10 protein-coding genes are annotated in these 13,334 nt (G+C 60.1%); all 10 read left to right on the top strand.

What is annotated here, in order from left to right; genetic code table 11:
• The first annotated feature begins 2 nt into the window (after positions 1-2).
• The 10 genes from lpxB (at position 3) to ispD (ending at position 13,297) form a co-directional block, all read left to right on the top strand.
• On the top strand, positions 3-1,142 hold the full coding sequence (gene lpxB, locus RHM69_RS28520; RefSeq protein WP_060767064.1) for a lipid-A-disaccharide synthase: 1,140 nt from the start codon (positions 3-5) through the stop codon (positions 1,140-1,142).
• A gap of 2 nt (positions 1,143-1,144) precedes the next feature.
• Positions 1,145-1,771, top strand: a complete 627-nt coding sequence (gene rnhB, locus RHM69_RS28525) for a ribonuclease HII (RefSeq protein WP_161793220.1) — start codon at positions 1,145-1,147, stop codon at positions 1,769-1,771.
• Positions 1,772-1,847: 76 nt separating this feature from the next.
• Positions 1,848-5,369, top strand: coding sequence for a DNA polymerase III subunit alpha (gene dnaE, locus RHM69_RS28530; RefSeq protein ID WP_322255334.1), 3,522 nt, complete (start codon positions 1,848-1,850; stop codon positions 5,367-5,369).
• A gap of 129 nt (positions 5,370-5,498) precedes the next feature.
• Positions 5,499-6,446 (top strand): acetyl-CoA carboxylase carboxyltransferase subunit alpha, encoded by a 948-nt coding sequence (locus RHM69_RS28535; protein ID WP_003189182.1) that lies wholly within the window; start codon positions 5,499-5,501, stop codon positions 6,444-6,446.
• A 174-nt stretch (positions 6,447-6,620) separates the two neighbouring features.
• A complete protein-coding gene (gene tilS, locus RHM69_RS28540) occupies positions 6,621-7,940 on the top strand; it encodes a tRNA lysidine(34) synthetase TilS (RefSeq protein WP_200600436.1) in 1,320 nt (439 codons plus the stop codon).
• Positions 7,941-8,213: 273 nt separating this feature from the next.
• On the top strand, positions 8,214-9,845 hold the full coding sequence (locus tag RHM69_RS28545) for a CTP synthase (RefSeq protein WP_003189189.1): 1,632 nt from the start codon (positions 8,214-8,216) through the stop codon (positions 9,843-9,845).
• Positions 9,846-9,850: 5 nt separating this feature from the next.
• The gene (gene kdsA, locus RHM69_RS28550; RefSeq protein WP_003189190.1) at positions 9,851-10,696 is read left to right on the top strand and encodes a 3-deoxy-8-phosphooctulonate synthase; all 846 of its coding nucleotides are present in this window, start codon (positions 9,851-9,853) and stop codon (positions 10,694-10,696) included.
• Positions 10,697-10,853: 157 nt separating this feature from the next.
• Positions 10,854-12,143: a phosphopyruvate hydratase gene (eno, locus tag RHM69_RS28555; RefSeq protein ID WP_003189193.1), complete on the top strand. Its 1,290-nt coding sequence runs from the start codon at positions 10,854-10,856 to the stop codon at positions 12,141-12,143.
• Between the two features lie 171 nt (positions 12,144-12,314).
• The gene (gene ftsB / locus RHM69_RS28560) at positions 12,315-12,593 is read left to right on the top strand and encodes a cell division protein FtsB (RefSeq protein WP_003189195.1); all 279 of its coding nucleotides are present in this window, start codon (positions 12,315-12,317) and stop codon (positions 12,591-12,593) included.
• On the top strand, positions 12,590-13,297 hold the full coding sequence (gene ispD / locus RHM69_RS28565; RefSeq protein ID WP_014717241.1) for a 2-C-methyl-D-erythritol 4-phosphate cytidylyltransferase: 708 nt from the start codon (positions 12,590-12,592) through the stop codon (positions 13,295-13,297). Before ftsB ends, ispD begins: the two co-directional genes overlap by 4 nt.
• Positions 13,298-13,334: the final 37 nt, after the last annotated feature.

A 13,334-nucleotide genomic window follows, 5' to 3' on the forward strand; every position in this document is an offset into this window, starting at 1 on the left:
TCATGGCCACTCTGCGTATTGCGCTCGTGGCCGGTGAAGCTTCCGGCGATATCCTGGGTGCCGGCTTGATGCGGGCGCTCAAGGCCCAACATCCGGCGGTGGAATTTATCGGGGTCGGTGGCCCGTTGATGCAGGCCGAAGGCCTGACCTCCTACTTCCCCATGGAGCGCCTGTCGGTCATGGGGCTGGTGGAAGTCTTGGGGCGCCTGCGTGAGCTGCTGGCTCGCCGCAAGCTGTTGATCAAGACACTGATCGAAGAACAGCCTGACGTCTTTATCGGCATCGATGCGCCGGATTTCACGCTCAATATCGAACTCAAGTTGCGCCAGGCCGGGATCAAGACCGTGCACTACGTCAGCCCATCCGTGTGGGCGTGGCGCCAGAAGCGTGTGTTGAAAATCCGCGAAGGCTGCGACCTGATGCTGACCTTGCTGCCATTCGAAGCCCGGTTCTACGAAGAGAAGGGCGTGCCGGTGCGGTTTGTCGGCCACACCCTGGCTGACGCCATTCCCTTGCAAGCTGATCGTGCGGCTGCGCGTGCCGAGCTGGGCTTGCGCGATGGCCCCTTGGTTGCGTTGATGCCAGGGAGCCGTGGCGGCGAGGTAGGACGTTTGGGAGCGCTGTTTTTTGATGCCGCCGAACGTCTCCAGGCGCAAAAGCCGGGGATCCGCTTTGTACTGCCCTGTGCCAGCCCACAACGCCGTGCCCAGATCGAAACCCTGCTGGAAGGTCGCAGCCTGCCGTTGACGCTGCTCGATGGCCAGTCCCACCTGGCCCTGGCAGCCTGCGATGCGGTGTTGATCGCCTCGGGCACCGCCACGCTTGAGGCCTTGCTGTACAAGCGGCCGATGGTCGTGGCCTATCGCCTGGCGCCACTGACCTTCTGGATTCTCAAGCGCATGGTCAAGAGCCCTTACATTTCCTTGCCCAACCTGTTGGCCCAGCGCCTGCTGGTGCCGGAGTTGTTGCAGGACGATGCAACGCCCGACGCGCTTGCGCAAACCCTACTACCCTTGATCGACGGCGGCGAAGAGCAGACCCGTGGTTTCGACGATATTCACCGCACGTTACGCCGTGACGCCTCGAACCAGGCGGCCGACGCCGTGTTGACCTTGATCGGCCATAAACAGGAAGCCTTATGACCATGCAAATGGGCCTGGATTTCAGCCTCGTTGCCCAGGCCCACGAACTGGTGGCGGGTGTTGACGAAGTCGGGCGCGGTCCGCTCTGTGGCGCAGTGGTTACGGCGGCGGTGATCCTTGATCCGAACCGCCCGATCCTGGGGCTCAACGATTCGAAGAAGCTCACCGAAGCCCGTCGCGAAAAACTCTATGACGAAATCTGTGAAAAAGCCCTGAGCTGGCATATCGCCCGGGCTGAAGTCGAAGAAATCGACGAGCTGAATATCCTGCACGCCACCATGCTGGCGATGCAGCGTGCTGTGGAAGGGCTGCACATCACCCCGAAAATGGCGATGATCGACGGTAACCGCTGCCCTAAACTGACAATGCCGTCCGAAGCGGTGGTCAAGGGCGATAGCAAGGTTCCGGCCATTGCGGCTGCCTCGATCCTGGCCAAGGTCAGCCGCGACCGTGAAATGGCCGCGTTCGAATTGATCTATCCCGGCTACGGCATTGGTGGCCATAAAGGCTACCCGACCCCCGTTCATCTGGAAGCTCTGGCTCGGCTCGGCCCCACCCCGATCCATCGCCGCTCGTTTGCCCCGGTGCGCCAGGCTTATGAGGCCCGTGAAAGTCTGATCGAGGTTTAGCAGCAAGGCTGATGTTTTTACCCAGGCCCGGTACAATCCGGGCCTTGTTGTTTTCATGTATCAAGACAGGATCACTATGCCGGCTTCATTCGTTCATCTACGCCTGCACACTGAGTACTCCCTGGTCGACGGCCTGGTACGGATCAAACCGCTGGTCAAAACCCTGGTGGGCATGAACATGCCTGCGGTCGCGGTTACCGACCAGAACAACATGTGTTCCCTGGTCAAGTTCTACAAGAACGCCATGGGCGCCGGCATCAAGCCGATCTGCGGCGCCGACCTCTGGCTGTCCAACAAAGACCCGGATAACCCCCTGAGCCGCATCAGCCTGCTGGCGATGAACGGCGTGGGTTATCGCAACCTCACCGAACTGATCTCCCGTGGCTTTATCGATGGCCAGCGTAACGGCTCGATCATCATCGAGCGCGAGTGGGTGGCCGAAGCCAGCGAAGGCCTGATCATGCTCTCGGCGGCCAAAGAGGGCGAAATCGGTATCGCGCTGCTGGGCGGCAACCCTCAGGAAGCCGAAGTGCTGGCGCGTGAGTGGATGCAGGTGTTCCCAGGCCGGTTCTACCTGGAAGTCCAGCGCACCAACCGTCCCAACGATGAAGAGCATCTGCACGCTGCCGTCGCCCTGGCCGATAAGCTGGGTGCGCCGCTGGTGGCGACCAACGATGTGCGCTTTATCAAGAAAGAAGACTTCGAAGCCCACGAAACCCGCGTGTGCATCGGTGAAGGCCGGGCCCTGGATGACCCGCGCCGCTCGAAGAACTACAGCGAAGAGCAGTACCTCAAAAGCGCCGAGGAAATGGCGGAGCTGTTCAGCGACTTGCCCGAGGCCCTGGAAAACTCCGTCGAGATCGCCAAGCGCTGCAACATCGAAGTAAAGCTGGGCAAGCACTTTTTGCCCAACTTCCCGATTCCCGATGGCATGACCATCGACGAATACTTTCGCAAAGTGTCGTTCGATGGCCTGGAGGAACGCCTCAGCGTCCTGCTGCCCAAGGACACCACCGAGGACTACGAAGCCAAGCGCCAGGTGTATGTCGATCGGTTGAATTTCGAGCTGGATATCATCATCCAGATGGGGTTCCCCGGCTACTTCCTGATCGTAATGGACTTTATCCAGTGGGCGAAAAACAACGGCGTGCCGGTAGGTCCGGGCCGGGGGTCAGGTGCTGGCTCGCTGGTGGCCTACGTACAGAAGATCACCGACCTTGACCCGCTTGAATATGACCTGCTGTTCGAACGGTTCCTGAACCCGGAACGGGTATCCATGCCCGACTTCGACGTCGACTTCTGCATGGATGGTCGTGACCGCGTGATTGAATACGTGGCCGAGAAATACGGCCGCAACGCAGTAAGTCAGATCATCACCTTCGGTTCCCTGGCCGCCAAAGCGGTAATTCGCGACGTGGCGCGGGTGCAGGGCAAGTCCTACGGTTTGGCCGACCGCCTGTCGAAGATGATCCCGTTCGAAGTCGGCATGACCCTGGAAAAAGCCTACGAGCAGGAAGAAATCCTGCGCGACTTCATCAAGGTCGATGAAGAAGCCGCCGAAATCTGGGACATGGCGCGCAAGCTCGAAGGCGTGGTGCGTAACGTCGGTAAACACGCTGGTGGCGTGGTTATTGCGCCGACCAAGCTCACCGACTTTTCGCCGATCTATTGCGATGAAGAAGGCGACGGCCTGGTCACCCAGTTCGACAAGGACGACGTGGAGGCCGCCGGCCTGGTGAAGTTCGACTTCCTCGGCCTGCGGACCCTGACGATCATCGACTGGGCACTCAAGACCATCAACCGCGACCGTGCCAAGGTCGGCGAAGAACCGCTGGATATCGCGTTTATCCCGCTGGACGACAAACCGACCTATAGCCTGCTGCAAAAAGCCGAAACCACGGCGGTGTTCCAGCTTGAATCCCGGGGCATGAAGGAGCTGATCAAAAAGCTCAAGCCCGACTGCCTGGAAGACTTGATCGCACTGGTGGCCCTGTTCCGTCCGGGCCCGCTGCAATCGGGCATGGTGGATGACTTCATCAACCGTAAACACGGCCGCGCCGAGCTGGCTTACCCGCACTCCGACTACCAGTACGAGGGCCTCAAGCCCGTACTGGCGCCGACCTACGGCATCATCCTGTACCAGGAACAGGTGATGCAGATCGCCCAGGTGATGGCCGGCTACACCCTCGGCGGTGCGGACATGCTGCGTCGCGCCATGGGTAAGAAAAAGCCCGAGGAAATGGCCAAGCAGCGCGGCGGTTTCATTGAAGGTTGCGCCACCAACAACATCGATGCCGACCTGGCCGGTAACATCTTCGACCTGGTAGAAAAATTCGCCGGTTATGGCTTCAACAAATCCCACTCCGCCGCCTATGGCCTGGTGTCGTACCAGACCGCCTGGTTGAAAGCCCACTACCCGGCACCGTTCATGGCGGCGGTACTCTCGGCGGATATGCACAACACCGACAAGGTCGTGACCTTGATCGAGGAAGTGCGCACCATGAAGCTGCGCCTCGACGCGCCGGACGTGAACGCTTCGGAGTTCAAGTTCACGGTGAACGACGAAGGCCGCATCATCTATGGCCTCGGCGCGATCAAAGGCGTGGGCGAAGGTCCGGTGGAGGCCATTACCGAAGCGCGTCAGGACGGGCCGTTCAAGGACCTGTTCGATTTCTGCGCGCGGGTGGATCTCAAGCGCATCAACAAACGTACCCTCGATGGCCTGATCCGCAGCGGCGCACTCGACCGTCTTGGCCCGTATTTTCATGATGAGCCCAAGTCTTACCAGGCCAATATCGATCGTAACCGGGCGGTGCTGCTGACCGCCATGGAAGAGGCGATCAAGGCCGCCGAGCAGACCGCTCGTACCCATGACAGCGGCCACGCCGACCTGTTTGGCGGGCTGTTCGTCGAAGAGGATGCGGATGTCTACGCGAATCACCGCAAGGCCAAGGAGCTGACTCTGAAGGAGCGCCTCAAGGGTGAAAAAGACACCTTGGGCCTGTACCTCACCGGTCACCCGATTGACGAGTACGAAGGCGAAATCCGCCGTTTTGCCCGTCAGCGCATCATCGACCTCAAACCGGCGCGGGATACCCAGACCGTCGCCGGTATGATCATCGCCCTGCGGGTGATGAAAAATAAGAAGGGTGACAAGATGGGCTTCATCACCCTCGATGACCGCTCGGGCCGCATCGAAGCGTCATTGTTTGCCGACGCGTTTCACTCCGCCCAATCGCTGTTGCAGACCGACGCCATGGTGGTGGTGGAAGGGGAGGTCAGCAATGATGACTTCTCCGGTGGCCTGCGCCTGCGCATCAAGCGCGTGATGAGCATGGAAGACGCCCGCACCAACCTGGCCGAAAGCCTGCGCCTGAAGGTCAAAACCGAAGCGCTTAAAGGCGATCAGCTACGCTGGTTGGGTGACCTGCTAAAACGCCATCGTGGCGCATGCCCGGTGACCATGGAATACACCGGCAGCGATGCCAAGGCCATGTTGCAGTTTGGTGAGACGTGGCGAATTGATCCCGCTGATGGCTTGATTCAAGCTTTGCGTGACCAGTTCGGGCGAGACAACGTCTTCCTCCAATACCGTTGACGGTCAGATAGATCTGATCTCGACTAAACATTTAATCTCGACCTAAACGCGCCTCTCCCTTAAGGTAGGGCGCGAATAGACAACCGGCTGGCCAGGCACCCCTTGGCCGTCGACCCAAGACGGACGCTTATGAACCCGAATTTTCTTGATTTCGAACAGCCGATCGCTGACCTGCAAGCCAAGATCGAAGAGCTGCGCCTGGTCGGCAATGACAATTCGCTGAACATCGGTGATGAAATCGCTCGCCTGCAAGACAAGAGCAGCACGCTCACCGAAGACATCTTCGGCAAGCTGACCAGCTGGCAGATCGCGCGCCTGGCTCGCCACCCGCGCCGTCCCTACACCCTGGACTACATCGAACACATCTTCACCGAGTTCGACGAGTTGCACGGCGACCGTCATTTCTCCGACGACGCAGCCATTGTGGGCGGTATCGCTCGCCTGGACGACCAACCGGTGATGGTGATCGGTCATCAGAAAGGCCGTGAAGTGCGCGAGAAAGTACGCCGCAACTTCGGCATGCCGCGCCCGGAAGGCTATCGCAAGGCGTGCCGCCTGATGGAAATGGCCGAGCGCTTCAAGATGCCTATCCTGACCTTCATCGACACGCCGGGTGCCTACCCGGGTATCGACGCCGAAGAGCGCAACCAGAGCGAAGCGATTGCCTGGAACCTGCGCGTCATGGCGCGCCTGAAAACCCCGATCATCGCCACTGTGATTGGTGAAGGTGGTTCCGGCGGTGCCCTGGCCATTGGTGTCTGCGACCAACTGAACATGTTGCAGTACTCGACCTACGCGGTGATCTCGCCGGAAGGTTGTGCCTCGATCCTGTGGAAAACCGCCGAAAAGGCGCCGGACGCTGCCGAAGCCATGGGCATCACCGCCGATCGCCTCAAAGGCCTGGGTATCGTGGACAAGGTCATCGCCGAGCCACTGGGCGGCGCCCACCGTGACCCGGCTGCCGCCGCTGCGACCATCCGTGCCGAGTTGGGGTCGCAACTGGCGATGCTCAAGAAGTTGGATAACGAAGCGCTGCTGGCTCGTCGTTATGAGCGCCTGATGAGCTACGGCCTCTAAGCCGACGCTGTACCCAATGTAGTAGCCGGCTTGTGTGGGAGCTGGCTTGCCTGCGATAGCATCACCTTGGTATCACTGATACACCGAGGTGCCTGCATCGCGGGCAAGCCCGGCTCCCACATTTGCTTTGTGTATGCTGACGAACGTATTCAAGCTTTGCGGCGGTGACGTGTGATGAAACCAACCCTGCCGGCCACACTCCTGCACACCCTGGCCCCCTGGCGCAACGCCCCGGCCTGGCATATCGCGTTCTCCGGCGGTCTCGACTCCACCGTCCTGCTGCACCTCCTGGTCTCACTGGCCAACATCGAAAATCTGCCTCCTGTCAGCGCCGTCCATGTCCACCATGGCCTGCAAGCTGCTGCCGAGGCGTGGCCTGCTCATTGCCAATCGGTCTGCGACAGCCTGGGCGTACCCTTGCGCGTCATGCGTGTGCAGGTGAGGCCCGGCGCGAGCCTTGAACGTGCGGCGCGCGATGCGCGCTACCAAGCGTTCATGCAAATCATTGGGGCAGGGGAGGTGCTTTTCACTGGCCAGCATCGCGACGATCAAGCCGAAACCCTGCTGTTTCGCCTGCTGCGTGGCGCCGGTGTGCGAGGGTTGGCGGCTATGCCTGAGCATCGCCCGTTGGCCCAAGGCCGCTTGGTGCGGCCGTTGCTGGCGTGCACCCGTAGCGAGCTGGAAGCCTACGCCCATCAGCATCAGTTGCAGTGGATCGAAGACCCCTCCAACGTTGATTCCCGGTTTTCCCGCAATTACTTGCGTCACCGTGTACTCCCTGCCGTGACGGAGCGCTGGCCCCAGGCGATCACCCACCTGGCTCGCACGGCTGAACACATGGCTGAGGCTCAGGGGCTGCTCGACGAATTGGCGCTGATGGACCTGCAGCGCGCCGATCAGCCTTCTGCGTTTCCCTGGTTGCCTCTGCAGTCCCTGGCGCTTGAACCATTGCGTGAATTGTCCGATGCCCGCCAGCGTAACGCCCTGCGGCATTGGCTCATGCCACTGACCCGTTTACCCGACAGCGATCACTGGGCCGGTTGGCATGCCCTGCGCGATGCCAAGCGTGACGCACAGCCTCTGTGGCGCCTGGCCGACGGCCAAATGCAGCGTAGCGGTGAACGCATCTGGTGGTTGCCCACAACATGGTCGGAGTTTTCCGACGCATCGGTGAGCTGGCCCGATCCGCAAAATCCACTAGAGTTATCGGGTAATGGCCAACTGAGATTTATCGGCAAGGCCCCCGAAGGCCCGCTGCAGGTGCGTTATCGCCAGGGTGGCGAAATCATCGACGTACCGGGCCGAGGCCGGCGCGATCTCAAGCGTCTGCTGAATGAAAGCGGCATGCCGGGCTTCGTCCGTGGCAGATTGCCGCTGGTCTATCGGGGCGAGCAATTGCTGGCTGTGCCAAGCGTTGCGGGGGCATGGGCCCGGTCGATGGGTGAGGTGCAATTGGATTGGTTGCCACAGACCTGCGATCAAGGTTTGAGCTGATAGCGCCTTTCCGGTAGACTACGCTCCCTTCTTGATACAACTTCTGTGGATTCGCCTGAATCGCAGTCGTTGCCGATTACCAAGCAGTCTTTGCTGGGCGATTCCAAAAAATGTGTAGCGATCAACGTACCGGTGTTTCATTGCTGGTCTGTCACAACGCGGCGGTTTTTTTGAAAGGTGCACTGTGATTAATGCAGGTGATCGGGGGCTTCGGCCTTCCTTCGCTTTCCCCGGCGGCTCGGACCGCTTTAACGCAGACTTCTAGGGTTTTTCATGACGCGCTACATATTCGTCACGGGCGGTGTTGTTTCTTCATTGGGGAAAGGCATTGCCTCCGCTTCATTGGCGGCCATCCTGGAGGCGCGGGGACTTAAGGTCACCATGCTCAAGCTGGACCCGTACATCAACGTCGACCCGGGCACCATGAGCCCGTTCCAGCACGGTGAAGTGTTCGTCACCCACGACGGCGCCGAGACCGACCTGGACCTGGGCCACTACGAGCGGTTCATCCGCACGACCATGACCCAGAACAACAACTTCACCACCGGCCGTGTCTACGAGCACGTGTTGCGCAAAGAGCGCCGTGGTGACTACCTGGGTGCAACCATCCAGGTGATCCCGCACATCACCGACGAAATCAAGCGCCGCATCATCAAGGGTGCAGGCGATGCCGACGTGGCCATGGTCGAGATCGGTGGCACCGTGGGTGACATCGAGTCCCAACCGTTCCTCGAGGCCATCCGCCAGTTGCGTTTCGAAGTCGGCGCCAAGCGCGCGATGCTGATGCACCTGACATTGGTGCCGTACATCGCCACTGCCGGCGAAACCAAAACCAAGCCTACCCAGCACTCGGTCAAGGAACTGCGTTCCATCGGCCTGCAGCCGGATGTGCTGGTATGCCGCTCCGATCACCCGATCGATATTTCCTCGCGCCGCAAGATTGCGCAGTTCACCAACGTTGAAGAACGTGCGGTGATTGCCCTGGAAGACGCCGACACCATCTACAAGATCCCGGGCATCCTGCATTCGCAAGGCCTGGATGATTTTGTGGTCGAGCGTTTCGGCTTGCAGTGCGGCGGTGCAGACCTGTCCGAGTGGGAAGCGGTTGTCGACGCCAAGCTCAACCCAGAGCATGAAGTCACCATCGCCATGGTCGGCAAATACATGGAACTGCTGGACGCGTACAAGTCGCTGATCGAAGCCATGAGCCACGCCGGTATCAGCAACCGTACCAAGGTCAACCTGCGCTACATCGACTCCGAAGACATCGAGAACCAGGGCACCGCGCTGCTCGAAGGTGTTGACGCTATCCTCGTTCCCGGCGGTTTCGGCCTGCGTGGTGTGGAAGGCAAGATCACTGCCGTGCAGTACGCCCGTGAAAACAAGGTGCCGTACCTGGGTATCTGCCTGGGCATGCAAGTGGCCGTTATCGAGTTCGCTCGTAACGTGCTGGGCTGGAAAGACGCCAACTCCACCGAGTTCGATCACAGCAGCGGCCATCCGGTCGTGGGTCTGATCACCGAGTGGGAAGACGCCACTGGCGCCGTTGAAACCCGTACCGAAACGTCCGACCTGGGCGGCACCATGCGCCTGGGTGCACAGGATTGCCTGCTGGAAGCTGGCTCGCTGGTACACGACTGCTACGGCAAGGACGTGATCGTCGAGCGTCACCGCCACCGCTATGAAGTGAACAACAACCTGCTGCCGCAGATCAAAGAAGCTGGCCTGAAAATCTCCGGCCGCTCCGGTGATGGCAAGCTGGTTGAAGTGGTCGAGGCACCGGATCATCCGTGGTTCGTGGCGTGTCAGTTCCACCCGGAGTTCACCTCGACGCCGCGCGACGGTCACCCGTTGTTCAGTGGTTTCGTCAAAGCAGCACTGACGCAACATCAGAAGAAGGCGTAAACCTGATGGCCCAGAAGATCATTCGCGTAGGCGACATCGAGATTGCCAACGACAAGCCCATGGTGCTGTTCGGCGGCATGAACGTGCTGGAAAGCCGTGACATGGCGATGCAGGTGTGTGAGGAGTACGTGCGGGTCACCCAGAAACTGGGTATCCCTTACGTCTTCAAGGCCAGCTTCGACAAGGCCAACCGTTCGTCCGTGACCTCCTATCGCGGCCCGGGCCTTGAAGAAGGAATGCGGATCTTCCAGGACATCAAGCAAGCCTTCGGCGTGCCGATCATCACCGACGTCCACGAGCCTGAGCAGGCTGCCGTGGTCGCCGAGGTGTGCGACATCATCCAGTTGCCGGCCTTCCTGTCGCGCCAGACCGACCTCGTGGTCGCCATGGCCAAGACCGGCGCTGTGATCAACATCAAGAAAGCCCAATTCCTCGCTCCTCAGGAGATGAAACACATCCTGAGCAAATGCGTGGAAGCGGGTAACGACCAGTTGATCCTCTGCGAGCGGGGTTCGAGCTTCGGCTACAACAACCTCGTGGTGGACATGCTCGGTTTCGGCATCATGAAACAGTTCGAATACCCCGTGTTCTTCGACGTGACCCATGCGCTGCAAATGCCCGGTGGTCGTTCGGACTCCGCTGGCGGGCGACGTGCCCAGGTGACGGACCTGGCCAAGGCGGGCATGAGCCAGTCCCTGGCGGGCCTGTTCCTTGAAGCTCACCCGGACCCGGACAACGCCAAATGCGATGGCCCGTGCGCCCTGCGCCTGGACAAGCTGGAGCCATTCCTGGCCCAACTCAAGCAGTTGGACGAGCTGGTCAAGAGTTTTCCGACGGTAGAGACCGCGTAACTGGCATTTCTCCGGTAGAATTTCCCACGCTTTACGCTCAGGCCCCCGGGCCTGAGCCTTGTCGTCTGCAAGCCTGCCCCGTTGTTCCACCCTTGCGGTCGGTCAAAAGATTTCCTTCAGCTGCGTCGTTTTCGTCAACTTTGGAGTGTTTACAACAATGGCAAAAATCGTCGACATCAAAGGTCGTGAAGTTCTCGACTCCCGTGGCAACCCCACCGTCGAAGCCGACGTGCTTCTCGATAACGGCATCATCGGCAGCGCCTGCGCGCCGTCCGGTGCTTCCACCGGTTCGCGCGAAGCGCTGGAACTGCGTGATGGCGACAAGAGCCGTTACCTGGGCAAGGGTGTACTCAAGGCTGTAGCCAACATCAACGGTCCGATTCGTGACCTGTTGCTGGGCAAGGACCCGCTGGACCAGAAAGCCCTGGACCACGCGATGATCAAGCTCGACGGCACTGAAAACAAAGGCAGCCTCGGCGCCAACGCCATTCTCGCGGTGTCCCTGGCAGCTGCCAAGGCGGCTGCGCAGGACCAGGACCTGCCGTTGTACGCACACATTGCCAATCTGAATGGCACCCCGGGCGTCTACTCGATGCCGGTGCCGATGATGAACATCATCAACGGTGGCGAGCACGCAGATAACAACGTCGACATCCAGGAATTCATGGTACAGCCGGTTGGCGCCAAGTCCTTCTCCGAAGGCCTGCGCATGGGTACCGAGATTTTCCATCACCTCAAGGCTGTACTGAAGGCTCGTGGCCTGAGCACTGCCGTGGGTGACGAAGGCGGTTTCGCGCCGAACCTGGCCTCCAACGAAGACGCACTGAAAGTCATCTCCGAAGCCGTGGCCAACGCTGGCTACAAGCTGGGCACCGACGTGACCCTGGCCCTGGACTGCGCCGCCAGCGAATTCTATGAAGACGGCAAGTACAACCTGTCCGGCGAAGGCCAGGTGTTCAACTCCGAAGGCTTCGCTGAATACCTCAAAGGCCTGACCCAGCGCTACCCGATCATCTCGATCGAAGACGGCCTGGACGAGTCCGACTGGGATGGCTGGAAAATTCTCACCGACAAGATCGGCGAAAAAATCCAGCTGGTGGGTGACGACCTGTTCGTGACCAACACCAAGATCCTGAAAGAAGGCATCGACAAGAAGATCGCCAACTCGATCCTGATCAAGTTCAACCAGATCGGCACCCTGACCGAAACCCTGGAAGCCATCCAGATGGCCAAGGCCGCGGGCTACACCGCCGTGATCTCCCATCGCTCCGGCGAAACCGAAGATTCCACCATTGCCGACCTGGCCGTGGGTACTTCGGCGGGCCAGATCAAGACCGGTTCCCTGTGCCGTTCCGATCGCGTGTCCAAGTACAACCAATTGCTGCGCATCGAAGAGCAGTTGGCAGGTAAAGCCAAGTACAACGGTCGCGGCGAGTTTCGCGGCTAAGCAGTAAATGGTAAAAAGTCGGCGGATTGCGTCAGAAATCTCACGTCAGTGTGAATTTCGGCGCTAATCTGCTGACTGACAAGCGCAAGCCTGGTTTTTCCAGGCTTTGTGCTATCAGTTGCTGCAAAAGGTTTGCATGACTGTCTTTTTTCACTGGATACCCGGATTTCGATGCGCAGTCCCAATTGGTTGTTCCTCGTCTTACTCTTGTTGCTGGCTGGCCTGCAGTACCGCCTATGGGTCGGTAATGGCAGCTTTGCGCAGGTGGAAGAGCTGACCCAGCAAATTGCCGACCAGCGTGCCGAAAACGAACGCCTGCTGGAGCGCAACCGTGTCCTGGACGCTGAAGTGCTTGAGCTGAAAAAAGGCACGGAGACCGTTGAAGAGCGGGCTCGTCATGAGTTGGGCATGGTCAAGGAGGGCGAGACCCTCTACCAGTTGGCCCAATGAGCCACGATTTACCGGCCTTCTGGGCCGTGATTCCTGCCGCGGGCGTCGGTGCCCGTATGGCCGCAGACCGTCCCAAGCAGTACCTGCAACTGGGAGGGCGCACTATTCTCGAACACAGCCTCGGCTGTTTTCTCGACCACCCACGCCTCAAGGGCCTGGTGGTCAGTCTTGCAATTGACGATCCTTATTGGCCCACCTTGGCATGCGCCACTGACCCGCGTATCCAGCGTGCCGACGGGGGCTCGGAACGTTCCGGCTCGGTGCTCAATGCGCTGCTGCAACTCAACGCCCTGGGCGCCAGTGATGACGACTGGGTGTTGGTGCACGACGCTGCGCGGCCTAACCTGAGCCGTGATGACCTCGACAAATTGTTGGCGGAACTGGCTGACGATCCGGTAGGTGGCCTGCTGGCGGTGCCGGCGCGCGACACCCTCAAGCGTGTCGACAAGCATGGCCGTGTGGTGGATACCGTTGATCGCAGCCTGATCTGGCAGGCTTACACGCCGCAGATGTTCCGCCTGGGCGCCTTGCATCGCGCCTTGGCCGACAGCCTGGTGGCCGATGCGGTGATCACCGATGAAGCGTCGGCCATGGAATGGTCCGGGCAGGCGCCGCGCCTGATCGAAGGGCGTTCGGACAATATCAAGGTGACTCGGCCGGAAGACCTGGAGTGGTTGAAGTTGCGCTGGGCTAACCGGCGGTAACCTGTCAGACCGGGTCTGCGTCATCGCAGGCAAGCCA

Origin of the sequence: Pseudomonas sp. CCI1.1 (assembly GCF_034348165.1) — a bacterium.
Classification (GTDB): domain Bacteria; phylum Pseudomonadota; class Gammaproteobacteria; order Pseudomonadales; family Pseudomonadaceae; genus Aquipseudomonas; species Aquipseudomonas paracarnis.